The organism is Kineothrix sp. IPX-CK (genome assembly GCF_039134705.1).
GTDB classification, from domain to species: Bacteria; Bacillota; Clostridia; order Lachnospirales; family Lachnospiraceae; genus Kineothrix; species Kineothrix sedimenti.
Window position 1 is genome coordinate 3026969 of sequence record NZ_CP146256.1, and the last position, 23416, is coordinate 3050384.

Sequence of the window (23416 nt, forward strand, 5' to 3'; positions counted from 1 at the left end):
CAGCTTATTTCAACTTTTCGCAACTCTGATTACCAACGGTGCAAGAGGTCTTACAAGCTGACTGGCAAGAGGTCTGACACTCTCCACATCCGCCCTTTTTCATAGACTCTTTATAATCTCTCGTGCTTAATGTCTTGATATGTTTCATAACAAAGCCTCCTTATGTTTCCTAAACTTCTTGTAGTATAGCATAAATTATTCATAAGGAAAAGCATTTTTTTTCGTGTTTGTTCTCTTTAATGCTAGCTTAGCATCCCGCCTAACATCCCGCTTCCACCGCATAAAAGAAATACCGTCAGGGCGTTAGATCCCACATCCTGCAGACTATGATTCACGATTAACGAAACCAGCGCCAGTACAGCAAAATACATCACTCCCATTAAAAGTCCCCATAAGAATTTTCTGCTTCCCATCCGCTTCCCCGCTATGAATCCCGCCAAAAAGGTTACCGCTATGTAAACCAGGATAATACAAATATTGACCACCTTCTCCTGAAGGCTGAACCGATACAATATCAAAGCGAGCAAAAGCAGAAGCCCGGCCGTTAAAACATAAGAAAATAGCAGGCATTTCAATAAAAAAATATTATGTAAACTAACTCCCCCATCCTCTTTTGCATATGTGCTTTTCCCCCTCCGCAATCCTATATTTCTCATATAAATCCCCTTTCCTCTTTTTTCTCCGCTTTCTTATCTTTTCCTATGGAATAAGGTTATTATAAGTTATTCCGACTTGACACCCGTTATGCTATATTGTAATATTTCAAATAAGTATTATAGAAATAAACATAAATTACCATATAAGGAGTGATTACATTTTGGATACCTCTGGTGTCATACAACTTATCGTTGTCATTATTTCAGTCGGATTATCGGCCTTTTTTTCTTCTGCGGGAACAGCACTTTCCTCAGTAAACAAAGCACGCATAAAAGCCTTGTCCGACGAAGGCCGCCCTGGTGCCGCCATAGTCTTAAAGCTTCTGGACAATCACAACAAAATGTCAAACACCATTCTTACCGGAAAATATATCGCAGGTCTGACTGCGTCTTCTCTTGTTACAATTCTCGTCCTTACATCCTATGGAAGCTACGCGATAGCCATTGCCGCCGGCATTCTGGTTCTTGTGCTTCTGCTCGTCGGAGAAATTATCCCTCAAAGTACCGCTATGATTTATCCCGAGGCATACTCATTGCTTTGTTCCGGACCTGTCTTGTTTTTTATGTACCTATTTACTCCTGTTACATATATCTTAGGTAAAACGGCCCTTGGCATTTCCAGGCTTTTTCATGCAGATATCCGCCAAAAAGGGGAATTTATGACGGAGGATGAGCTCAAGACCTACGTGGATGCGAGCCACGAGGAAGGTGTGATAGAATCGGAGGAGCGGGAAATGATTTATAATGTCTTCGATTTTATTGAAACGATGGCAAAAGACGTCATGATTCCGCGCATAGATATGGTCAGCGTCGGTCTGGATATGACATATGATGAAGTGCTGAATATATTCAAGGAATCCATGTATACCAGGCTTCCAGTCTACGAAGGGCATAAGGACAACATAGTAGGCCTTATTAATATCAAGGACTTCATTCTCCTGACGGATAAAGAAAACTTCCATGTTAAGGATATTCTTAGAGAAGCCTACTACACCTATGAATATAAAAAGACCTCCGATTTGATGATAGAAATGAGGGAAATTGCAGCCAACGTGGCATTTATCATGAATGAATACGGTGCTACCGCCGGTATGATAACCATGGAAGATCTATTAGAGGAAATCGTCGGTGAAATCAGGGATGAATACGACGGAGACGAAGAAGAGCTGATTCAGCAGGTCGATGACAACACTTATCTCGTAGAAGGAGGAATGAAGTTAGACGACATCAATGTTGCCCTGGAAACTAATCTGGAATCCGAGGATTATGATTCCATAGGCGGACTGATTATTGAATCCCTCGACAGACTCCCTTCGGACGAAGAGACCATCGTTACCGCCACCGGCATTACCTTGCAGGTAAAAGGAATCGGACAGAACCGTATTAAAAAAGTACTCATGACACTGCCTGCAAAAACAGAAACAGCTGAACTTGAATCGACAGAAAAAGAGCCCTCTGCCGAATACCTATAATAAATCTAATATTTCCAAAGGGTCGTCGACAAACACCTTGCCGCCGGCCTTTTGCTGTTCTTCCTTTGTCCGGAACCCCCATGTAACCGAAATGCAATCCATCAAAGCATTCTTGGCCGTAGCTATATCCACCTCAGAATCTCCCACATACACAGCGGATTCTCTGGTGCTTTCAAGCATTTTCAACGCTTCAATTACCGTATCAGGAGCCGGCTTTCTGTTAATACCCGCCTTCTCCCCAATTGCTACCTGAATATATTCTGCGAAATACTGTTCCTTCAACTCCTGCACCGCATCATAGTATTTATTCGAAACGATCGCCATCTTATACCCCCTGCTCTTCAATTCTCTAAGCAGTTCCTCTACATGGTCATAAAGCCCTGTCTTATCGTTGCAATGCAAGGAATAATATTCCTTAAAGGCCTCAAACACCTTATCAAACTCCGGATTCTCTTTCCCTTCCGGCACAGAAAGCTCCATCAGCCTCATTACACCATTTCCAACAAAACGTCTGATTTCCTCCATACTCCGAAGAGGCATACCCGCCTCGCCCAGGGCGAAATTCACGCTATCCTTCAAATCCTCCAATGTATTCAATAATGTACCGTCCAAATCAAAAATAACGGTATCCCATTCTTTTTTTTCTAACATTTTTATCTCTCCTTTATTTCTTTATTTGTAATTGATGTAATAAAAGCCCCGATACCATCATTTGACAAAGTCTTACGCATCCTGAACGATGGTAATCCCCCACGATTATAGAATACCGGCATGGATTTGTAAAGAACCTCCTTTTTATCGCTTAGTAATCCCTTAAAAATCATTTTTACTGATTGAAAAACGTTCTCTATATATGGTAGAATAGAAAACAGAATCATACTATAAAAACTAAGGATAGAACACATATGAAAATAGTTAAGAGAATTATTTATGCACTGCTTGGCCTTGTTTTGACAGGTGCTGTCGTTCTTGTCGGAATCATATTATTCGCTGAATACAGCGGCAGACGTTTTACCCCCGGTTCCATCCAGACAGCGGAAGGAATTGAAGACGACAAATCCCGTCTGGTATACGATGAAAACGGCAATGTCGTAGAACTGCCGGATGAAAGCTCTGATTCCTCAGTAACAACCGGACAAGAGACCGCTGACTCCGTGCCGGACGTTCCTTCCGGGGATGCTTCTGCTCCTTCTGCCGGTGAACCCGCAGTAGAAACCGCTGCCGAAATCGAGACAACTTCGGAAGAAGACAACATAGAACGTAATTATGTCATGGACATGGGTGCCAATCTTTTCCATAAGGCGGATTGTCCTTATGTTCAGGATATAAAGCCGGACGACCTTTCCGAAATGACAACCTCCCGCGCGAAGATCTTAAATGCTGGTTATCAGCCTTGTACCTACTGCAATCCATAACTGCTTTGCCGTACCATTTTTCACCTATCCGCATATAGTAAAACTAAGTAAATTGATGGTGATCATATGGCATATACAGTTATTTTAGACGCCGGGCATGGCGGTGCGAATCCCGGCGCAGTTTATAATGGAAGGCAGGAGAAAGACGATGCGCTCCGTCTTACTCTGGCAATTGGCCAGCTGCTCGAAAATGCGGGCATAAATGTGGTCTACACGAGGACCACCGACATATACGAAAGTCCAGCCAGGAAAGCTGCCGAAGCCAATGAGGCAGGAGCCGATTATTTCGTATCCATCCACCGCAATTCCAGTGTATACCCTAATCAGTACACCGGCATCGAGACCTTGGTCTATAGCTTTTACGGACCGGCAGCAGAAATGGCAGCAAATATTAACGAGAATCTTGAAGCACTCGGCTTTGTCAACCAGGGTGTTAATGAGCGCACGAATCTGATTGTTTTAAATCAGACACAAATGCCCTCCTTGTTGGTAGAAGTGGGCTTCATCAATAACGATCAGGACAATATCCTTTTCGACAGCCGTTTTCAGGAGATTGCCCAGGCAATTGCCGACGGGATTATAGATACATTGAACGCACAAGGATAATGTATATTTTTTTTGCGTTAAAGAGGGTATTTCATATGTTTGTGACAAATCACAATTATATATGAAATACCCTCTATTTTCTATTATTTTACTATCGATTGTAAGGCAATCGGAAAGGGTATAAATTTACCCTCTACACTCTCGCTTTAAAGTTCCCTTCCGCGCTCTTATCTCCGGCAAGCGTACTGTATTCCCCTGATTTATTGTAGGAGTCCATCAGATAGCTGTGATTTTCACCCTTGAGGCTCACTGTCGGCTGAGGTGAGTTTTTGATACTTTTCGACTTTTTCCACAGACCCGTAGCATTCAGCACGGTTTCTTCGAATTTCTGAAGAAACTTTCGCAGGCTTCCCTGCTCTTTTTTCAGACCGCTGCTGGCAGCGCCTTCTATATCATTTACTTTTCTTGCGTCTTCCTCTCCGAAATCCGCTTCTTCGTTTCTCCGGCTATCATTTTTAAGAATAGACGTGGCAAGAACCGCCTCTTCCTGCCTGCTGCCCTCACCCTTCTCTCCAGGTGCCGCCGGCATCGATTCCCCGGCAGGAAAAATTGTATTTTTTTCCTCAGTCGCTGCAAGAATGTTCTTCCCACCATCTTTTCCGTCTTCACCCGAATCGTTCCAGAACCTCACCGCCTTAGAAATCACGCTCTTCCATCCATTTGTAAACAAGCTGCAGAAAGAAAAAGCTTCCTGCGTCTGCATTCTCTGCGCTTGTTCCGTTTCTGCGCTGTTTATGCTAGCCCCGCCGCCGCTTTTTAACAAGCCTTCCTCCTCGTGGATACAGTCTGTTACCGAATGCTCATGAGTCTGTGCCTGATAAGAATGATTCAAACCGCTGCTTCTTTCAATCATAAATATTCACCCTCTTTTTCTTTCGAGAAACCGATATCTACAAAGGCATTGTTCTTCTGAATCACTCCAATCCCTTCCACGACATCCTCATCGCTTCCGACCGCTATTCCTATCCTTTTCTTATCCTTAGTCACGAGCATGATGCTATGTGTCTCTTCTCCCACCCGCTCACGCCTAAGTCTTCCCGGGGCATCCTCCATCTTATGATAGACCCATACGATGTCTTGATAATATACATACAGCCATTCACTGACCCCCTGATAAAAAATGAAGTATCTTCCATATCGGACATTGCCGACAATTTGAGCGGTATTGTAATCCATCCGCACCATACTCTCATTGTATTCCTTCCCCGATGCCGCTTCTAACTTCGTTCTTCCCTTCATCTTATGCCTTGCCCTTTCGGCCTTATCTCCCTTATTATGATTCGACCACCATTATTTCTTTTATAGTTATATCGGCAATTTCCGAATAACTGCACACTGCAATACTGTACTTTTCCATTTTATCACATATCTGGAAATATGCGATATTTTTTTCTTTCTCCTTACGAACAATGCCGCCTCTTACATATTCCCTTTCTCCGGGCTGCTCCTTTGCAAAGCGTATGACAGTACTGTCCATTCCCTGTTTCATTCCCATTCCCGTCAATTTCATATGCGCTTCCTTTACCGCCCACATCCGATAAAACAATTCAGCAAAAAACTTTTCTCCTCGTGACGCTCCAGCCTGTTCCATGTTCTTCTTATCCTCCTCAGAAAAAAAACGAGCCGCGATGCCGGACTTCACCTCTCTGTGTTCCTGAATGTCCGCGCCCACTTCCTCCTCTGATATGGCGCATATCACATAATCGCCGGAATGGGAAAGGCTGAAATAAATATCAGGATAATTATCAAAATAAGGCTTTCCGTTTTCTCCGAAGGAATATGCGAAAGAAAGCGGTATTGCATCCGCCTGCAAACCGCTTTCCTGCGCTTTTAAATCTACGACTCCTGCCTGAAGTAAATATCCTGCGAGGAGACTTCTTTTTTTGTCCGCTTCATTTATGCATTGCCGCACCTTCTCCTGCCTTACCGCATCTATTTTTTTAAGATAGCTGCGGTAAACTGCTTCATCGGATAGTGCTGCAATGTCTGCAATATATAATCTGATCACTTTCTTCTCCGATTTACTACTCTGCAATCTCTTCCTTTAAGTTCAAAGCAATTCCAAGCTCCTCAAGCTGCACTTCGTCTACCACATCCGGTGCGTTCGTAAGGAGGCAGGACGCGTCCTTAACCTTCGGGAATGCCATTACATCCCGAATGCTGTCTGCTTTTACCAAAAGCATGACGAGACGGTCCAATCCGTAAGCCAGTCCGGCGTGAGGAGGCACTCCGTATTTAAAAGCATTTAACAAGAAACCGAAACGATTATAGGCATCTTCTTTTTCAAAGCCAAGCACCTCGAACATCTTCTCCTGCACGTCATTTTGGAAAATTCTAACGGAACCACCGCCCAGCTCTACGCCGTTCAGTACGATATCATATGCCTTCGCGCGTATCCTTCCCGGGTCGCTGTCCATATATTGAAGATCCTCGTCCATAGGCATGGTAAACGGATGGTGCATCGCCACAAAGCGGTCATCCTCCTCGTTCCACTCGAGAAGAGGAAACTCCGTTACCCATAAGAAGCTGAACCGGTTATCATCAATAAGCCCCATCTGCTTGCCCAGCTCCAGACGTAAAGCTCCCAGAACGCTCCAGACGATATTAGTCTTATCCGCGGCAAATAAGAGCAGGTCGCCCTTTTCTCCATCCATAGCCTTTACCAGTTCCTCAAGCTGCGCTTCAGTCATGAATTTGGCAAAGGAAGATTTATAGCTTCCATCCTCTTCTATGCAAAGATAAGCCAGCCCCTTCGCACCATAGCCTTTGGCGAAGTCAACCAAAGCATCGATTTTCTTACGGGGCATAGCTCCTTGTCCCTTAGCGTTAAGGCCTCTTACGGAGCCGCCGTTTTCTAAAGCAGAAGTGAACACTCCGAACCCGCTGCCGGAAACGACTGCGGATACGTCTGTAAGTTCCATTCCGAAACGGGTATCCGGCTTGTCGGAACCGTAACGGTTCATAGCATCTATCCATTTGATGCGAGGAATCGGAAGGTTTACCTCCAGCCCAATAGCATCCTTGCATACCTCTTTGATTAATCTCTCGTTAACGTCGATTACGTCCTCCACATCCACGAAGGACAGCTCCATATCCACCTGCGTGAACTCCGGCTGTCTATCGGCACGCAGATCCTCGTCGCGGAAGCATTTGGCTATCTGGAAATAACGATCGTAACCGGAACACATCAAAAGCTGCTTAAAAAGCTGGGGAGACTGGGGCAGTCCATAAAAAGTCCCCGGATGCACCCGGCTGGGCACCAGATAATCCCTTGCTCCTTCCGGAGTGGACTTGCCGAGTATCGGCGTCTCGATTTCCAAAAAACCTTCCTCCGTCAAAAATCTGCGGATAGACGCGGTAATGTTGCTTCTTAAAATCAAATTTCCCTGCAAATCAGGCCTTCTTAAATCCAAATAACGATATTTCAGGCGAAGCTCTTCCTTCGTCTTGGAATCTGCCTCGATGGGGAAGGGAGGTGTTTCTGCTTCAGATAAAATGCGGGTTTCTTTTGCGCGTATCTCTATATCTCCCGTGGCCAGATTCTCGTTTGCTGCGCCCGCTCTTTTCTCTACCTTGCCGAGGATAGCTACTACGAATTCACTTCTCATCTTTTCTGCCTTCGCAAAGTTGTCAGCGCCGCAGTCGCTCTCCTCGAAGATAATCTGGAGCAGACCGGAACGGTCTCTTAAATCCACAAAAATAATGCCGCCCTTATTTCTCTGCTTCTGTACCCAGCCCATGACTGTTACCGTTTCTCCTGTGTTCGATCCCGACAACTCGCCGCAGCGGTGTGTCCTCTTTAAGCCTTTCATTGATTCTGCCATCTTATCATTTCCTCACAATCTGTCTTCGACAAAGCAATTTTTTGTAATCTATATTTCTATTTTTTTAGGGGATCCTTATAGAATTCCTCGAATTCCATATATCCTTCCGCATTCAACTGCTCTTTCTGGAATTTCTTGTTCTTGTTCATGCGCGCCACAAGCACCTGCATGCCCTTTTGCCGTTCCTCCTGAGCTCTCGCGATGATCTCGCACAGCGCATCTACTTCTACCCCTTTTTCTATAAGGTATGCGATCTTCCTGCTCTCATTGGGAATCTGGAAGCCTTTTTCCTGCATGATGAGTATGATGCGTTCGAAACCTATGGAAAATCCGCAAGCGGGAACATCGTTTCCCGTAAATTTGCCTACCATCTTATCATAACGTCCGCCGCCTCCGCAGCTTCCGCCGAATTCCGGCATCGCAATTTCAAAGATGGTTCCCGTATAATATGACATCCCTCTGACAAGAGTAGGATCGAATACAATTTCGAAATCTGATGCCTTTGTCGCCCTTACGCTTGCTATGATTTCCTGAAGGCTCTGCTCTACCTCCGGCTCCAGTACCCCATTAAGCTTCTCGGCCAAATAAGAAAGACCGTCCTGCGCCGCTTCCATTCCTTTGAACAGTTCCAGATATTTTTCTATGCTTTCCTCAGCAAAACCGCTTTCCTGCAATTCTCCGGCCACTCCCTGGATCCCGATCTTGTCCATTTTATCCAAAATGATAAATACCGTATCATAAGCTTCCTCGGCAAAACCGCTGTAAGCCGCCATTGCCTTCAAAATCCGCCTCTCGTTGATCCGAATCTGGAAATTCTTAAAGCCCAGACGACCTAACGTCGTGGTGGTCGCCAGTATGAGCTCGATTTCCGCCAGATTGGAAGGCTCTCCCAGTATATCTATATCGCACTGCATAAACTGTCTGTAGCGCCCCTTCTGCGGTCTGTCAGCCCTCCATACATTTCCCATCTGCAAGGCTTTAAACGGTGACGGAAGCTCATTGGCATGGTTGGAATAATACCGCACCAGCGGAACCGTCAAATCGTAACGAAGACCTCCGTCCACCAAATCCTCTTCGCTCTTTGCTTCTTCCAGATTCAGTTTTTCTCCGCGCTTTAAAATCTTGAAAATCAGCTTCTCATTTTCTCCGCCCTGCTTGTTGCTTAGATTCGCAATGTTCTCTACGCAGGGAGTCTCGATGGATGAAAAACCGAACTTTCCATAGGTTTCCTTGATTACGCCGATTACATAATCCCGAAGCTGCATTTCCGCAGGCATAATATCTTTCATACCGGTAACCGGCTTCTTACTCAGTGCCATAATTTACGCTCCTATTCCCGATTCAATTCCTTCATTTATTACTTAGTCGATTTTACACTGTTTCTAACGGTTTTTCAAGAAGTTTCCTTTTGCGTTCTATCATCTCGTCAATTCTTTCTATATATAAGGCTACATCTTTCACGTTGTCCATCCGCTCGATCCGTCCGTCACCTAGTACCGCCTTCGATATGCTTCCCGCTCCAAGCGCCGCTATCGTCTGCATTTCTTCCATAATGAGAATGTTATAAATTCCATATTTGCCGGGTTCCGCATAACCTACATTCTCAAAGTTGCCGGACATATTTTTCTGTCTGTACAGATAATAAGGCTCCATTCCCATGACCCTCGCCGCCCGCTCAGCTATTCCCATAGTCTCATCCGTATTCCGAAGGGTCGAAAGTCCCTTCTCCTCAATCCAGCTATTCATTCTCGAGGCGCGCTTAATGGCGAGGGAATGTACTGTCAAGCTGTCGGGGCGCAGCTTTTTTATTTCCTCCATAGTATGAACTACATCTTCTACCGTCTCCCCAGGCAGTCCCAGGATAACATCCATATTGATGTTGTCAAAGCCTTCCTCTCTCGCGGACTCAAACGCCACTTTCACCTGATCTACGGTATGGTGCCTGCCGATCAGTTTCAGCGTTTCCTCTTTCATCGTCTGAGGATTTACCGATATGCGCGTAATATTATGCTTTTTTAATACCCTCAGCTTTTCCCTCGTTATGCTGTCCGCCCGCCCCGCTTCTACCGTAAATTCCTGCAGACGGCTTAAATCAAAAAAGCGCTCCAGAGAGCAAAGCAATCTCTCAAGCTCCTCCGGCTCCAGCGTAGTAGGTGTTCCGCCTCCGATATAGACAGTATCCAACACCTTATCGGACAAAGCCGACGACGTAAAAGCCATCTCCTTTTCCAGCGCCTCCAAATAGTCATCTACCCGGTTTTTCCACGCACAGATGGGATAGGAAGTGAAGGAGCAGTACAGGCAGGTGGTAGGACAAAAGGGTATCCCAATGTACAGGCTGTAGCCGTCTTTATAATGAAGGCGGGAGAGAAGCTCCCTTTCCCGCTTGGCTATATCAATGCTCAAAACGCCTTTTTCTTCGCTGATGAAATAGGTATCCTGCATGAAGCTCATGATCTGTGCTTCTCCCTTTCCCTCCTCAAGCATCGTCATGGGAATCTTCGTAGGACGTATTCCCGTCAGCGTACCCCAAGGCAGCTTTTTTCCAAGCAGCTTGGACAGACTGTTATAAATGAGCTGTTTTAGCAAATTCTTCACCGTCTGCCTATCCGCATCCGGGGAATGGGATATTTCGCTTACCCTCACCTCGGCCTGCGGTTCCTTCTTAAGAGTCATTTTGATAGAGGTCTCGCCAAACTCAATGGCTATCCTGTGATCCTGTTTCTCTCCCTCTGCACGGAGCACCTTTACCTCTTCCTCCGGGTAAAATGCCTTTACCAGGGAATGTATATCGTATTCAAACTGCGCTTTATTTATCCAGACTGTAAGCATCTATTTTTATTCTCCTAACTGATGTTATAACCGCTTTTCATATCTTACCACAACCACATCCGTTTTAGAAGAACCGTTTTGCCCTTTCCCGGCAAAAACGAAAGAAGCCGATTTTTAAATCAGCTTCTTCCAATAAACTTTGATAAATTTAAGTAGATATTGTTAATCCGCCGGTTTCACTTCAAGAAACCTTTTCCACCCAATCGGCGAAAGCAGATAAGAACCCATCAATAAATTTTTGTGTATCCTCATTGCTCAATGCACCATTCTCATCAATCAGAGTGTGGTAAGCACCAATATATGCTTCGGGCTGAGCCAGAGTCAAGACATTGAGAAAGGCGAGCACCTGACGCAGATGATGATTGGCTCCAAAGCCTCCGATCCCTCCCGGCGACTGACTGATTATAGCACCGGGCTTACCGTTCCAAACACTCTGTCCATAAGGTCGTGAACCGATATCAAGCGCATTCTTCAGCGCTGCCGGTATGGAGCGGTTATGTTCGGGTGTGATGAACAGCACGGCGTCCAAAGCCTTTACCTCATCACGGAATGTAACGTATTCCTTGGGATTCACTTCATCATAATCCTGATTATAAAGAGGGAGTCCACTGATATCAATGGTTTTGATCTCGTATCCTGCCGGTGCATTATTTTTAATATAATCTGCGATACTTCCCGAGAAAGAACCCTTTCTCAAACTACCTGTAATGATTCCAATTGTTTTACTCATACTGTTTTCCTCCTGATATTGTTTTTGTCATTTACAAAATTACTGGTTACATACGGTAAATCGTGTCCGGATAAACTGAGGCGCTTCTATTTCATTCAAAATTGCAACCGCCATTGTCCCGCTGGTGACAATGGACTCTCCCGTAGCGGAAGTCAGCAAATCATCCTTGCCCAAGATGGGCACCACGGCCTCCCCGGGAACAAATTCTGCCGAAGGAGATACGCCAACCCAGTTAACATTCTCAACACTGCGTAGAAAGTTCAAGGTTTTGTATGCCTCGATAGGAATAGAAATCCACGAAGCTGCGTCAGGAACGTTCTTTAAGGTATCCAGAAATAAATTTCCCTCCGAATCCAGCAGACTGGCTGCACCAAGTATAAAAAACAGCCGCGGGCTTTCTGTCTCACGAAACAAAGCAATTAGCTTTGCCGCTAAGTCCAGATGCAGATAGGCTTGATCGGGAGCAGTGGCAAAAGCGTTGACGATAACATCGAAACCGGCCAAATCAGATTTGGTCAATTCAAACACATCCTTATTTATCACTTTTGCATCACTTCCTAACAACGAATCTGCTCTCTCTTTGTTTCGCACAATTGCGGTAACGTCATGTCCGCGGGACACACTTTCTTTGTACAGAGCAGTCCCGGCCATGCCGGTTGCGCCAATGATTGCGAGTTTCATTTAATGCACCTCCTTAAAAATAATTATATGAATTCTTTTGTGATTTCCGCCAATGTAATGGCGGAAAGCTTTTTCTCAGTTTCACTTTGTATATTGTCGTATAACTGCTTGAGGGTAACCTCAATCTTCGCTCCCACAGGGCATTGGTGATTAGTATTACCATGGATGGCGAATAAAAGGGGATGGTCCTCCACCGCAAGAAATATATCCAAAAGCGTAATATCTTCTTTTTCTCTTGCGAGACCTGTAACACCGAGCTTTGTACTTGTTTCAATCAGCTTTGCCTGCTTCAGCCGACTCATCAAGCGCCGGACAAGCGCAGGATTTGTATTAATGCTGGATGCAATATACTCAGACGTTACAGGCTCTGTCCCCATCAATGCAATAATACTTAGAATATGAATGCTAACCGATAACTTAGTTGAATACATAAGCTCCTCCTTTTGTAACTATTATAGTTACAAATAATTTCATTGTCAAGTACTTTATTTAACATTTGTATTTTTTTACCATTTTAACTCAATTCTTATTACCATATCTAACCGTATGATAAACCGTAGTCGCTATATCCAGCAGAAAAAAGAAGAGAATCACTATTACGATTCCGTTGATGAGGGAATCTGTATTAAAATAAATCAGCAAATCTCCCTCTGAAGAAAAGACTATTCCGGTCTCCCTCTGCAATGCCTGCATGAAATCTACGTTCCATATAGGCAATACCTTCATGAAGATAAATGTCATAATAAAACCTATAATATCCATTACAATGGTCGTCACCATTACCCGATAGTTATACCTCCCTGCCACGAGCTTCACGAAGTCACTGATGATACCTGCCATAACACTGATAATAAAGAACGGAAGCACTTTCCCCCAGATAGATAAATTAAACAGCGGGATCGATACCATCTCTTCTCCCTGCCTTACCCACGCTCCCATAAGCTGGGGGCTATAAGCAAAGAGAATAATTGCGAGCACGCCGAAAACGATTCCTACCGCACTCTCGCCTCTGCTTATCATTGCCTTCTTATACGGAATCTGAGGAAGCTTTTCCACAGACCATGCCTCCCCCGACAAATCCAGCTTCACATGGTATCTTTGCATAAGGGCAAAAATCAGTGTTATAACGCCGAAAATCTGCAAAAGTGCAGAAGGCAGCGTGATTCCTATATCAAATACCTTCCACCATGTACTGCTGCTTAATAAACCTTCATTCAAAGCGTAGCCCATTCCCGATATAATATCCAATGTTTCATCACTCACTACATGGACCATCGCAGAAATAATATCCGAAAAAAGAATTGCCGCTCCGGCACAGATAAGAACAATTTTTAAAATGTAGCAATATCTGTCATAATATTCCCCACTGATCAGCCCTTCTTTGTCTCCCCGATAGCTTCTCGCCATCTTGGCCGGATCTCCAAGCCCGGTAAGTACCGCTCTTTCGCATTCCTCACGGCTCAATTCTCCGCTGCCCTCCCGTTCCTCTATCATATCCTCGATCAAGGATCTAAGCTCCTGTTCGATATCATCTCTCTGTTTCTCCGGCAAACGCCGTACCACATCGTATAAGTATCTTTCTATCAATTCATTCGATACCTTTTCTTTCACCATATTACTATCATCCTTTCCCACAGACTTATTTCGTCTCCTGCCTCTAAATGGTTCCCTGCTCCAATAAACGATTCATGCTTTCCGTCATTTCTCTCCACTGTGCCGCCAGCTTCTCATACACTACATTGCCCAACTCAGTTCTCTTATAATATTTCCTCGGCTTGTTTCCGTCAGTTTCCCACTCGCTTACGAGCAGTTCCTGCTTCTCCAATCTCCTGAGCAACGGATACAGCGTATTCGTATCTATACTTACACCCTTCTCCTCCATGCTTTTAACAAGGGTATAACCGTATTGCGGCTCATTCAGCTGGCTGAGGACACTGAGTACGATAGTACCTCTTCTAAGTTCCAAAGTCAGCGATGATAATATTTCATTCAGTTCTCCCATAGCTTTCTCCTCCTGTATATTACATTATAGTGTATATTACACACTATTGTCAATAATAAAATAATGGATGATTGTCAGACTCTAGCGCTGACGCGCTGTCACTTTAGTGACATCTTCCTCTTAAGCGGCATGCGCCTCCTGTCCGGAGGGCTTTTGTTCTGCGCGCGAAGCTGCGCATTCTGCCCGAAGGGCTTTTATCTTATAGGAGCACTTTCCTATAAGATAATAAAAAAGCCTTGAAACATTCCTCAGAACGTTCCAAGACTCTTCCTCTTATTCCATCTATTTATCTCACTGGCAAAAAGGATTATATTTCTTCTCCCAGCCTATTTCCGTAGTTTCTCCATGCCCCGGATATACCTTAACCTCACCTGGCAGAACATACAGCCTTTCTTTTATGGACCTTGTAAGCGTACTCATGCTCCCTGTGGGCAGATCAGTCCTCCCCACCGATTCCTGAAAGAGCGTATCTCCGCTTATGAGTATGCCATCTTCCTCGAAATAATAGCAGCAGCCTCCTATCGTATGACCGGGCGTAGCGATAAGCCTGCATGTCATCCCCGCTATGGTTATCTGTGCCCCATCCTCCAAGTATTCGTCCGGCACTACCGTATAGGCGCGCCCCGCCTGCTCGGATACATTATTTACAGAGTTCTCGCACAGAGCCTTTTCTTCCTTATAGGCATATATTTTCGCTCCGCTTAGCTCCCGCAGCCTTTCACTTCCCCATATATGATCGAAATGTCCGTGAGTCAGAAGAATTCCCTTTATCTGAAAACCTTTTTCCTTCAAGGTTTCATAAATATAATCTCCGGAATCCGCCGGATCGATAAATATTGCATCGCCGCTGCCTTCCCTGTATAAAAAATAACAATTGGTCTGACAGATACCGAGCACCATACGCCCTATTTTCAAATTCGCCATTCCGTTAATCCTTCTCCTTTCGCGGCTCAGCCGGTAGTCCTTTCAATATCAATAACACTTTCAACGCCTCTTATTTTATCGATAATTCGATTCAATTCTTCCCTGCTTCCTATTTCAAAGGAAGTGGATAAGGTTGCAAGTCCCTGCTTGCTCGTTCTTGTATTCATAGATAAAATATCCACGTTCTTCTCCGTAAGCGCGCGGGATATATCCGCAAGAAGACCGCTTCTGTTATTGGCGAATATCCTGATTTCCGCGAAATATTTCTCGCCGGTAATCTCCTCTGTGGACTGCTGCCACTCCGCATCGATAAGCCTCACTCTTTCCATCTCGGGCATATTAATAACATTGACGCAATCCGTCCGATGGATAGACACTCCTCTTCCGCGAGTGACAAAGCCGACGATCTCATCTCCGGGAACCGGACTGCAGCATTTGGAAAAACGCACGGCCACGTCATGAATTCCTTTTACTACGATGCCGCTCCCTGATTTGGCCTGCGCTTTTTTCTGATAATTGCCATCAGCAACGGAAGCCAGCACATCTTCGTCCGTCAGCGCCTTTTTATGCGCCTTATCGTAAAGCTCCTGCATCTTGTTGATGATCTGACCTTCCTTCAAGCCGCCGTGTCCCACGGCGGCATAGACGGAATCCCAATCTTTGAAGCCGTACTTTTTCATAATGGCATTCATATATTCAGGCTTCATAATATCTATGGTATTAATCGCTTTTGCCTTGCAATAGGCCGACAAAAGTTCCTTGCCCTTAACGATATTATCTTCCTTAAGCTCATTCTTGAACCACTGGTTGATCTTGCTCTTCGCCTGCGTGCTCTTTACTACATTCAGCCAGTCGCGGCTGGGACCCTTGGAATTCTGAGAGGTCATAATCTCGATTCGGTCACCGTTTTTAATTTCATAATCTATGGTTACAAGCTTACCGTTCACTCTCGCGCCAATCATCTTGTTTCCTACCGCACTGTGGATGCTGTATGCGAAATCAATAGGGGTAGAGCCGGCCGGAAGATTCTTAACATCACCCGTGGGTGTGAAGCAATAAACGCTGTCAGAGAACAGATCCAAATCGCTCTTTAACAGATTCATAAACTCCATATTGTCGGACATATCCCTTTGCCACTCCAGAATCTGTCTGAGCCATACGAGCTTCTCTTCTTCCCGCTCCTCCGCCTTCTTCCCGTCAGAGGCTTCCTTATATTTCCAATGGGCGGCAATACCGTACTCCGCCGCCTTGTGCATTTCATAGGTACGTATCTGTATCTCGAAAGGCTGGCCGTTGGAACCGATTAAAGTCGTATGAAGAGACTGGTACATATTGGCCTTAGGCATAGCGATATAGTCCTTGAAGCGCCCTGGAATGGGCTTATACATCTCGTGAATAACGCCCAGGGCCGCATAGCAGTCCTTCACGGTATCAACGATAATCCTGACCGCGAACAAATCGTAGATCTGATCGATGGTCTTATCCTGATTCTTCATCTTCTTATAAATGCTGAAAAAATGCTTGATACGGCCGTCCACCTGTGCCTTGATATCGGCGTTTTCTATATGCTGCATAACTTCGTTTACAATACCCTGGATATATTCTTCCCGCTCGCTTCTGCGAATGGCTATCTTATCCACTAAGTCATAATATACTTCAGGCTCCAGATATTTCAGGGATAAATCATCCAGTTCCACCTTTATCTTAGAAATACCAAGCCTTTGCGCAATAGGCGCATAAATATCAAGCGTTTCCCTTGCAATCCTCTGCTGCTTCTCGGAAGGCATATGCTTCAGAGTACGCATATTGTGCAGCCTATCCGCGAGTTTGATCAAAATGACTCTGATATCTTTTGCCATAGCAAGAAACATCTTGCGCAAGTTTTCCGCCTGAATCTCCAACTTATCCGGAGTCTTGCCTTCATTGTCTCCCGTAAGCTGCAATTGCTGCAGCTTAGTAACGCCGTCTACCAAAAGCACTACGTCCGAACCGAACTCCCGCTCGATCTCCTCTTCCGTCAAAATGGTATCTTCTACCACATCGTGCATCAGCCCTGCGGCGATGGTCTCTTTATCCAGCTCCAGATCCGCCAGTATGATCGCTACGCATAAAGGGTGAATGATATATGGCTCGCCAGACTTTCTGACCTGATCCTTATGGGCATCATAGGCTACCTTGTAAGCCTTCTCAATCAACGATATATCATCGGAGGGATGATATTTGCGCACACGGAAAATAAGGTCCTGGAACAACTGCTCAGGACTTTGAAATTCCTGAATGGCTTCAATCCTTCCGTCATCGAAAACCATCTCGCTAATATCGGTTGTCATCTGTTTCTTTTCTTCTGTCATATTCATCACCGGCCATATTCTTAATGAATTATATCCAATTTTCACCCAATACTTTTAAAACAGCCCCTATTTTCCCTCGTAACAAATCGCAGATTCCAATCTGTAATTCTTTAATCTTTCCCGGCCCTTAAGTCCCGCCAGTTCAATCATAACGACGATTCCTACCACTTCTCCGCCTAACGACTCGATCAAACGTATCATGGCCTCCGTCGTTCCGCCCGTAGCGATTAGATCATCCACGATCAGAATCTTCTGCCCCTGTTTGATGGAATCCTTATGCATCTCTATGGTTGCCGTTCCGTACTCCAATTCGTACTCTATGGACACCGTTTCACAAGGAAGCTTTCCTTTTTTCCGAATCAGTACAAAAGGCTTTTTCAAATTATATGCGATGGGTGTTCCGAAAATAAATCCCCTCGATTCCGGTCCTACTACCACGTCGAATTCCAAATCCTTTACCATATCCTGCATGGTATCTACAGCAAGCTGCAGTCCGTCCGCATCCTGCAGAACACTTGTCACATCTCTGAAAATAATGCCCTCCTCCGGAAAATCCGGGATACTCCTCACATATTCTTCCAATTGCTTCATCGTTTCCGTCTCCATTTCTGCTTTCGTCATCCAAAATTTTTAAGTCCGTCTTATTTCGCCGGAACAATCTCAATCCAGTAATTGTCTGGATCGTTTATGAAATAAATTCCCATCGCCGCATTTTCGAAACAGATACAGCCCATTTCCTCATGCTTTTTATGAGCGGCATCCATATCCTCCGTCACGAAGGCAAGATGGAATTCATTATCCCCCAAATCATAATTATCCTTTTCCCAGTCGCGAAGCCATGTCAGTTCCAGCTGGTGTCCCGTAGTCCCATCGCCCATAAAAACAAGCTCAAAGCTGCCGTCCGACGCCTTTTTTCTTCTTATTTCCTCAAGCCCTAACGCTTCTTTATAAAAATTCACGGACTTTTCCAAATCAATTACGTTAAAATTATTATGCGCAAATGTAAATTTCATATTTGGCTCTATTCCTTTCAGTGTTCCCGCTTTTTGTGTCGAATCCCATTATATTATTAATTTTTTATTAAGTCAATCAATATGCTCTGCTTCGAAGTACGCATCGATTCCGTCCGCAATACCTTTCGCTATTTTATCCTGATATTCCTCTGTGGCCATGAGCGCGTCCTCCCCGGGGTTAGTCATGAACCCCATTTCCAAAATGGTTACAGGAACCGCTGCCCAATTGATTCCGCTCATGGTATCCGTCTCCCATACATTCCTCTTCTTCGCTTCAGTAGCACCGGTCATACCGTCCAGCACATGCTCCGACAGACTTCTGCTCTCCTCGTACAATTCTCCGTTGTAAGGATTGGAGGCAGTCTGGCAGATCGTCATGGCACCGTTTGCCTTACTGTTCGCAGAACCGTCCGCATGAATGCGGATAAAGGCATCAGCTCCCGCCTCATTGGCAATCTGCGCACGCTCTGCGTTGCTGATATCCACGTCATTCGTCTCTCTTATCATCAGGACCTCATAACCTCTTGACGTCAGTTCTTCCTTCAGCTTGAGCGACACGGCAAGGGTCAGCTCATACTCTTTCAATCCGCTTACCACGCCACTTGTGCCGCCTGCGACCTTCGCCTTTTTTTCCTTTGCTCCCGGTCCGACAGGCTCCTTTTCGTTATTTCCTTTTTCCTGATGTCCCGCGTCCACAGCAATGAGTTTCATATCTTCAGCCTTCTGCTCCGGTTTTACCGTTCCTGCCGTCAGAAAAAGCTGTCCGGCTAAAAGTGCTGCACTCAAAATCAATATTTTCCCTTTTCGCATTTCCATCACCTTCATTATTCTTCCCTTTTTGACTCCCTATCATATCGAAATATGTACAGATTATATCAAAAAAATCGACGTATGACTACCGAATAATACCAATAAACTCTTTTGTTGAGGAATAGTAATGAGGCCGCAACCCTTTTGGTATTGCAGCCTCAGACTTAAAATCAGAAAAGTCCGTATCGAGAGTTTTCCTGATCTACAATATATCGATGTCGTTTTACCCGGGCAGGATTACATCATTCCGCCCATTCCTCCTGCCGGCATAGCGGGAGCATCTTCCTTGATGTTCGCTACAACAGATTCGGTAGTAAGGAGTGTGGATGCTACACTGGTAGCGTTCTGAAGCGCGCTTCTCGTTACCTTTGCCGGGTCGAGGATGCCTTCGGCAACCATATCCACATATTTTTCTTTCAAAGCATCAAAGCCTATACCTACTTTAGACTCTCTCACATTATTGATAATTACTGCACCTTCAAGACCTGCGTTTGCAGCAATATGGAATAAAGGAGCATCCAAAGCCTTCAGAACGATCTTAGCGCCTGTCTTCTCGTCGCCGTCCAAAGTCTCCGCAAGCTTTTCAACTTCCTTAGAAGCGTGGATGTATGCAGAACCACCGCCTGCGATGATACCTTCCTCCGCAGCCGCTCTCGTCGCATTAAGAGCATCCTCCATGCGCAGCTTCGCTTCTTTCATTTCCGTTTCCGTAGCCGCTCCTACACGGATAACAGCTACGCCGCCCGCCAGTTTTGCCAGACGTTCCTGTAACTTTTCTTTGTCAAAGTCCGAAGTTGTTTCTTCAATCTGGTTTTTAATCTGAGCAATTCTAGCCTGAATCGCTTCTTTATTGCCTTCGCCGTCAACAATTACTGTATTTTCCTTCTGTATCTTAACAGATTTCGCACGGCCTAACTGAGCCATCGTAGTTTCTTTTAAATCTAATCCCAGCTCTTCGCTGATCACCTGACCGCCGGTAAGAATCGCGATATCCTCAAGCATCGCTTTTCTTCTGTCTCCATATCCCGGTGCCTTTACCGCAACTACATTGAAGGTGCCGCGCAGCTTATTTACGATCAAAGTCGTAAGCGCCTCGCCTTCCACATCCTCTGCAACAATAAGTAATTTCGCGCCGGACTGTACCACCTGCTCTAATAAAGGCAGGATCTCCTGAATGCTGGAAAGCTTTTTATCCGTAATAAGAATGTAAGGATCATCCAAAACAGCTTCCATCTTATCCATATCCGTCGCCATGTACGCGGAAATATATCCTCTGTCGAACTGCATACCTTCTACCAGATCCAGTTCTGTCAGCATCGTCTTGGACTCCTCGATGGTGATAACTCCGTCGCCGGATACTTTCTCCATAGCGTCCGCTACCATCTGGCCCACTTCCTCATCGCCGGAGGAAACTGCTGCTACTCTGGCAAACTGCTCTTTTCCGTTTACCTTGGAGCTCATCTTCGCAATAGCTTCTACCGCACATTCCGTAGCTTTCTTCATACCTTTTCTCAAGATAATCGGGTTAGCACCCGCCGCAAGATTCTTAATTCCTTCATTTACCATAGCCTGAGCCAGTACTGTCGCTGTGGTAGTACCATCGCCTGCTACATCGTTCGTCTTCGTAGCAACTTCCTTTACGAGCTGTGCGCCCATATTTTCGAAGGCATCCTCCAGCTCAATTTCCTTCGCAATCGTAACGCCGTCATTTGTGATGAGAGGCGCTCCAAAGGATTTATCGAGAACTACATTTCTTCCTTTCGGTCCCAAAGTTACTCTTACCGTATTTGCCAGCTTATTAACGCCGACTTCCAAAGCTGCACGGGCTTCTGCACCATTTTTCAATTCTTTTGCCATGATTTTAAAACCTCCTGAATATTTGTCCTTATATTTTACTGAATAACTGCCAAAATATCACTCTGCTTTACAATGATAAATTCTTCCTCTTCGATCTTGACATCCGTTCCTGCATATTTGGAATAAATAACATTATCGCCGACCTTTACTTCCATCTTAACTTCCTTACCGTCGATCATTCCGCCGGGTCCCACCGCAACTACTTCTGCCTGCTGGGGCTTCTCCTTATTCTGTCCGGGAAGAACAATACCCGATTTGGTTGTTTCTTCTGCAATCAACTGTTTCAAAATTACTCTGTCGCCCAATGGTACTAATTTCATTTTAATGCCTCCTTATATCAAATTTCATTCTGTAATTTATGAATTACTAGCACTCTTTACTATCGAGTGCTAATCACTAATCCATATATTAGATTTATATGCACATATTTGCAACTGTAATCACAGAACTCAAACGCTCTATTTTCTCACTTTTCTCATATTATCTCTTTTTATCTCTCATTTTCTCACCTTTTACATATATTAACTATTTTATAATTATTTTATAATTACATTTTCTTCCCTTTTTTTAAGATGGCAGCTCAACAAAATTATGCCATCATAAAGTCATATTTATACCCTAAGCAATAACAAATGTGTGCTTCGCACACCCTGGCGACTAAATACTTTGCCCCCGCAACTTTCTATAATCCTCTTTCTAATCTCTCCCGATACCCCACGGCACTCTTTATCTCCATCTTATTCTGAAGCATCTCATATTCCGCATCGGAAATCAAATCCTGAATATGTTCCTCCACATTCGTCTTAATAACAAATCCCACCGCAACCGACGGTGCCAGCACGGTATCGCCTTCATAAGCCAAGCATGCCTCCTGCACCCGCCTGCAATATTCCTCCGCCTCGTTTTCTTCTGCCATAGGAATCAACACGAGAAAAACATCGCCCTCGATCCTTCCGATGATGTATTCTGCCCTCGCTTCATTCATAACGATGGAAGCCACGAGCTGTATAAGGCTGTCGCTCTTTTCCACTCCGAATTTATCGTATACAAACTTCCAGTCATTAATATTAATAAGTGCAACCGCAACCGGTACGACCTCAGAGCGATCCAACACGTTCATCCTGCTCTCAATATATGCCTTGCTGCATACTCCCGTCAGGACATCCTCCTTCATATTGCATCCGCCCTGATAGCGCTCCTTCTCAGACTTCTTATCCATCCTCTCCATATAGGAAACAGCTTCTCTGCCCATATATGTTTCAGTTCCCAGCCTGGTCAAAAGGGAAAACGCTGCATCCAACAGTTTCTCTGCGTTTGCCAGTTTCTCTCCGGCGACCTTGTTATACCTGACATACCAATATCCCACCGTATACCCGCAGATTTGCAAATCTATACCGGGCGCATTTATAACATCGGGGCTAAATCCCGAAAAGTCTCCTATCTCCAGCACCTTCTCACCGTACCGGTCCGTCAGCAATATCTCTACTCCAAATTCTTCGGCAATCGTACTGAAAAATTCCATAAGATAATCAATAGTGAATAAACTTTTAACCGTATAGCTCTTAATGTTTTCCTTTATTCTATTTTCAAAAGAAACTGTATCATAATTCATGGTATATGCGCCTCCCTCTGCCTAAGGTTCCGTTCTACCTGGATGCCGAAAAAGATATCTCCGCAGCATCCGTTTTATAAGTTTCCTGATATCCGTCTACGTTGAAAATATGACGGACTTCTCCCTGCACTGCTTCACTGCTGCCTTCCTCCTCTGCCTTCTCCGGAAGTCTTTTGTATTCATCACTTTTCTTGAATTCCTTATAGGCATCCGTGAGTGCGGCAATTATCATCTCTTTATCCGGATCTTTATCACTTAAGCTATTTACAGCCGTCTGATAAACCGTCTCCGCCTCCTGCTTGGAGCGGCAGGCCTGAAGTCTGTTCTCCAGCGCTTTTCGCATAAGATGTGCCCGCAGGGCCTTGGCGTACAGAATCGGATTATTCTTCGCCAGATAACTCATCTCCGCAGAGGTCAGTTCCTTCCCCGCCTGAAGCTTCGCATATATTCTCGCCTCATATTTCGCTTTATCCTCTTCGCTTTGTCCTGCGCCTTCACAATAGACATAGTTCAGAACCTGCTGCCCGAAAGCTGCCCGTACATCCTCCGTATCCGCCGGAATCGGCTGTGTGTTCATCCTTATGCTGTTATCTAAATTTATGCTCATTAGCATAGATATACTACCTCCTCC

General features: G+C 44.9%; 25 protein-coding genes and 1 pseudogene. 3 read left to right on the forward strand and 23 right to left on the reverse strand.

What is annotated here, in order from left to right; genetic code table 11:
- Positions 1–4: 4 nt before the first annotated feature.
- Together scfA and V6984_RS14510 are read right to left on the reverse strand one after the other, a co-directional pair.
- The gene (gene scfA / locus V6984_RS14505) at positions 5–148 is read right to left on the reverse strand and encodes a six-cysteine ranthipeptide SCIFF (protein WP_342756328.1); all 144 of its coding nucleotides are present in this window, start codon (positions 146–148) and stop codon (positions 5–7) included.
- A 94-nt stretch (positions 149–242) separates the two neighbouring features.
- Positions 243–656, reverse strand: coding sequence for a TIGR04086 family membrane protein (locus V6984_RS14510; protein ID WP_342756329.1), 414 nt, complete (start codon positions 654–656; stop codon positions 243–245).
- Positions 657–817: 161 nt separating this feature from the next.
- On the opposite strand from V6984_RS14510, the gene V6984_RS14515 reads away from it, so the two are divergent.
- The gene (locus V6984_RS14515; RefSeq protein WP_342756330.1) at positions 818–2128 is read left to right on the forward strand and encodes a hemolysin family protein; all 1311 of its coding nucleotides are present in this window, start codon (positions 818–820) and stop codon (positions 2126–2128) included.
- Here V6984_RS14515 and V6984_RS14520 read toward each other — a convergent pair.
- Complete coding sequence (locus V6984_RS14520) at positions 2123–2779, reverse strand: HAD-IA family hydrolase (RefSeq protein WP_342756331.1); 657 nt, start codon at positions 2777–2779, stop codon at positions 2123–2125. The genes V6984_RS14515 and V6984_RS14520 overlap by 6 nt on opposite strands.
- A gap of 254 nt (positions 2780–3033) precedes the next feature.
- Between V6984_RS14520 and V6984_RS14525 the strand changes: the two genes are divergently transcribed.
- Together V6984_RS14525 and V6984_RS14530 are read left to right on the forward strand one after the other, a co-directional pair.
- Entirely contained in the window at positions 3034–3543 is a 510-nt protein-coding gene (locus tag V6984_RS14525; protein WP_342756332.1) for a hypothetical protein, read from the forward strand.
- Between the two features lie 66 nt (positions 3544–3609).
- A pseudogene (locus V6984_RS14530) lies at positions 3610–4140 on the forward strand (N-acetylmuramoyl-L-alanine amidase family protein); the annotation flags it as partial.
- A gap of 142 nt (positions 4141–4282) precedes the next feature.
- Here the strand turns inward: V6984_RS14530 and V6984_RS14535 are convergent.
- The 20 genes from V6984_RS14535 to V6984_RS14630 form a co-directional block, all read right to left on the reverse strand.
- Positions 4283–5002, reverse strand: coding sequence for a hypothetical protein (locus V6984_RS14535; RefSeq protein WP_342756334.1), 720 nt, complete (start codon positions 5000–5002; stop codon positions 4283–4285).
- Positions 4999–5388 carry a DUF6709 family protein gene (locus tag V6984_RS14540; protein WP_342756335.1) on the reverse strand — a complete coding sequence of 130 codons (390 nt, stop codon included), beginning with the start codon at positions 5386–5388 and terminating at the stop codon, positions 4999–5001. The genes V6984_RS14535 and V6984_RS14540 overlap by 4 nt, the downstream gene beginning before the upstream one ends.
- A gap of 34 nt (positions 5389–5422) precedes the next feature.
- Positions 5423–6157, reverse strand: coding sequence for a 4'-phosphopantetheinyl transferase family protein (locus V6984_RS14545; protein WP_342756336.1), 735 nt, complete (start codon positions 6155–6157; stop codon positions 5423–5425).
- 16 nt (positions 6158–6173) lie between these two features.
- Positions 6174–7973, reverse strand: a complete 1800-nt coding sequence (aspS, locus tag V6984_RS14550; protein WP_342756337.1) for an aspartate--tRNA ligase — start codon at positions 7971–7973, stop codon at positions 6174–6176.
- A 56-nt stretch (positions 7974–8029) separates the two neighbouring features.
- Complete coding sequence (hisS, locus tag V6984_RS14555) at positions 8030–9292, reverse strand: histidine--tRNA ligase (RefSeq protein WP_342756338.1); 1263 nt, start codon at positions 9290–9292, stop codon at positions 8030–8032.
- A 52-nt stretch (positions 9293–9344) separates the two neighbouring features.
- Positions 9345–10805, reverse strand: a complete 1461-nt coding sequence (gene hemZ, locus V6984_RS14560) for a coproporphyrinogen dehydrogenase HemZ (RefSeq protein WP_342756339.1) — start codon at positions 10803–10805, stop codon at positions 9345–9347.
- A 181-nt stretch (positions 10806–10986) separates the two neighbouring features.
- Positions 10987–11535: an NADPH-dependent FMN reductase gene (locus V6984_RS14565; protein WP_342756340.1), complete on the reverse strand. Its 549-nt coding sequence runs from the start codon at positions 11533–11535 to the stop codon at positions 10987–10989.
- 39 nt (positions 11536–11574) lie between these two features.
- On the reverse strand, positions 11575–12216 hold the full coding sequence (locus V6984_RS14570; RefSeq protein WP_342756341.1) for an NAD(P)H-binding protein: 642 nt from the start codon (positions 12214–12216) through the stop codon (positions 11575–11577).
- 23 nt (positions 12217–12239) lie between these two features.
- A complete protein-coding gene (locus V6984_RS14575) occupies positions 12240–12647 on the reverse strand; it encodes an Rrf2 family transcriptional regulator (protein ID WP_342756342.1) in 408 nt (135 codons plus the stop codon).
- A gap of 88 nt (positions 12648–12735) precedes the next feature.
- A complete protein-coding gene (locus V6984_RS14580; protein ID WP_342756343.1) occupies positions 12736–13851 on the reverse strand; it encodes a permease prefix domain 1-containing protein in 1116 nt (371 codons plus the stop codon).
- A 22-nt stretch (positions 13852–13873) separates the two neighbouring features.
- A complete protein-coding gene (locus V6984_RS14585) occupies positions 13874–14218 on the reverse strand; it encodes a PadR family transcriptional regulator (RefSeq protein WP_342756344.1) in 345 nt (114 codons plus the stop codon).
- A 291-nt stretch (positions 14219–14509) separates the two neighbouring features.
- Entirely contained in the window at positions 14510–15142 is a 633-nt protein-coding gene (locus V6984_RS14590) for an MBL fold metallo-hydrolase (RefSeq protein ID WP_342756345.1), read from the reverse strand.
- 26 nt (positions 15143–15168) lie between these two features.
- Positions 15169–17493 carry a bifunctional (p)ppGpp synthetase/guanosine-3',5'-bis(diphosphate) 3'-pyrophosphohydrolase gene (locus V6984_RS14595; RefSeq protein ID WP_342756346.1) on the reverse strand — a complete coding sequence of 775 codons (2325 nt, stop codon included), beginning with the start codon at positions 17491–17493 and terminating at the stop codon, positions 15169–15171.
- A gap of 66 nt (positions 17494–17559) precedes the next feature.
- On the reverse strand, positions 17560–18084 hold the full coding sequence (locus V6984_RS14600; RefSeq protein ID WP_342760017.1) for an adenine phosphoribosyltransferase: 525 nt from the start codon (positions 18082–18084) through the stop codon (positions 17560–17562).
- A 50-nt stretch (positions 18085–18134) separates the two neighbouring features.
- On the reverse strand, positions 18135–18506 hold the full coding sequence (locus V6984_RS14605; protein WP_342756347.1) for a VOC family protein: 372 nt from the start codon (positions 18504–18506) through the stop codon (positions 18135–18137).
- A gap of 72 nt (positions 18507–18578) precedes the next feature.
- Positions 18579–19331, reverse strand: coding sequence for an N-acetylmuramoyl-L-alanine amidase (locus V6984_RS14610; RefSeq protein ID WP_342756348.1), 753 nt, complete (start codon positions 19329–19331; stop codon positions 18579–18581).
- A 222-nt stretch (positions 19332–19553) separates the two neighbouring features.
- Positions 19554–21173, reverse strand: coding sequence for a chaperonin GroEL (gene groL, locus V6984_RS14615; protein WP_342756349.1), 1620 nt, complete (start codon positions 21171–21173; stop codon positions 19554–19556).
- Positions 21174–21208: 35 nt separating this feature from the next.
- Positions 21209–21493 (reverse strand): co-chaperone GroES, encoded by a 285-nt coding sequence (locus tag V6984_RS14620; RefSeq protein ID WP_031389488.1) that lies wholly within the window; start codon positions 21491–21493, stop codon positions 21209–21211.
- A 362-nt stretch (positions 21494–21855) separates the two neighbouring features.
- Positions 21856–22785 (reverse strand): diguanylate cyclase domain-containing protein, encoded by a 930-nt coding sequence (locus V6984_RS14625; protein WP_342756350.1) that lies wholly within the window; start codon positions 22783–22785, stop codon positions 21856–21858.
- Between the two features lie 34 nt (positions 22786–22819).
- Complete coding sequence (locus tag V6984_RS14630; protein WP_342756351.1) at positions 22820–23398, reverse strand: hypothetical protein; 579 nt, start codon at positions 23396–23398, stop codon at positions 22820–22822.
- Positions 23399–23416: the final 18 nt, after the last annotated feature.

Excerpts from the sequence above, each read along its gene's own strand:
- V6984_RS14525 (WP_342756332.1), top strand. The coding sequence starts at position 3,034 with ATGAAAATAGTTAAGAGAATTATTTATGCACTGCTTGGCCTTGTTTTG.
- V6984_RS14605 (WP_342756347.1), bottom strand. The coding sequence starts at position 18,506 with ATGAAATTTACATTTGCGCATAATAATTTTAACGTAATTGATTTGGAA.
- V6984_RS14620 (WP_031389488.1), bottom strand. The coding sequence starts at position 21,493 with ATGAAATTAGTACCATTGGGCGACAGAGTAATTTTGAAACAGTTGATT.
- V6984_RS14565 (WP_342756340.1), bottom strand. The coding sequence starts at position 11,535 with ATGAGTAAAACAATTGGAATCATTACAGGTAGTTTGAGAAAGGGTTCT.
- V6984_RS14570 (WP_342756341.1), bottom strand. The coding sequence starts at position 12,216 with ATGAAACTCGCAATCATTGGCGCAACCGGCATGGCCGGGACTGCTCTG.
- aspS (WP_342756337.1), bottom strand. The coding sequence starts at position 7,973 with ATGGCAGAATCAATGAAAGGCTTAAAGAGGACACACCGCTGCGGCGAG.
- V6984_RS14540 (WP_342756335.1), bottom strand. The coding sequence starts at position 5,388 with ATGAAGGGAAGAACGAAGTTAGAAGCGGCATCGGGGAAGGAATACAAT.
- V6984_RS14610 (WP_342756348.1), bottom strand. The coding sequence starts at position 19,331 with ATGAAGGTGATGGAAATGCGAAAAGGGAAAATATTGATTTTGAGTGCA.
- scfA (WP_342756328.1), bottom strand. The coding sequence starts at position 148 with ATGAAACATATCAAGACATTAAGCACGAGAGATTATAAAGAGTCTATG.
- V6984_RS14590 (WP_342756345.1), bottom strand. The coding sequence starts at position 15,142 with ATGGCGAATTTGAAAATAGGGCGTATGGTGCTCGGTATCTGTCAGACC.
- V6984_RS14575 (WP_342756342.1), bottom strand. The coding sequence starts at position 12,647 with ATGTATTCAACTAAGTTATCGGTTAGCATTCATATTCTAAGTATTATT.
- V6984_RS14585 (WP_342756344.1), bottom strand. The coding sequence starts at position 14,218 with ATGGGAGAACTGAATGAAATATTATCATCGCTGACTTTGGAACTTAGA.
- hemZ (WP_342756339.1), bottom strand. The coding sequence starts at position 10,805 with ATGCTTACAGTCTGGATAAATAAAGCGCAGTTTGAATACGATATACAT.
- V6984_RS14520 (WP_342756331.1), bottom strand. The coding sequence starts at position 2,779 with ATGTTAGAAAAAAAAGAATGGGATACCGTTATTTTTGATTTGGACGGT.
- V6984_RS14630 (WP_342756351.1), bottom strand. The coding sequence starts at position 23,398 with ATGCTAATGAGCATAAATTTAGATAACAGCATAAGGATGAACACACAG.
- V6984_RS14510 (WP_342756329.1), bottom strand. The coding sequence starts at position 656 with ATGAGAAATATAGGATTGCGGAGGGGGAAAAGCACATATGCAAAAGAG.
- hisS (WP_342756338.1), bottom strand. The coding sequence starts at position 9,292 with ATGGCACTGAGTAAGAAGCCGGTTACCGGTATGAAAGATATTATGCCT.
- V6984_RS14535 (WP_342756334.1), bottom strand. The coding sequence starts at position 5,002 with ATGATTGAAAGAAGCAGCGGTTTGAATCATTCTTATCAGGCACAGACT.
- V6984_RS14625 (WP_342756350.1), bottom strand. The coding sequence starts at position 22,785 with ATGAATTATGATACAGTTTCTTTTGAAAATAGAATAAAGGAAAACATT.
- groL (WP_342756349.1), bottom strand. The coding sequence starts at position 21,173 with ATGGCAAAAGAATTGAAAAATGGTGCAGAAGCCCGTGCAGCTTTGGAA.
- V6984_RS14600 (WP_342760017.1), bottom strand. The coding sequence starts at position 18,084 with ATGAAGCAATTGGAAGAATATGTGAGGAGTATCCCGGATTTTCCGGAG.
- V6984_RS14595 (WP_342756346.1), bottom strand. The coding sequence starts at position 17,493 with ATGACAGAAGAAAAGAAACAGATGACAACCGATATTAGCGAGATGGTT.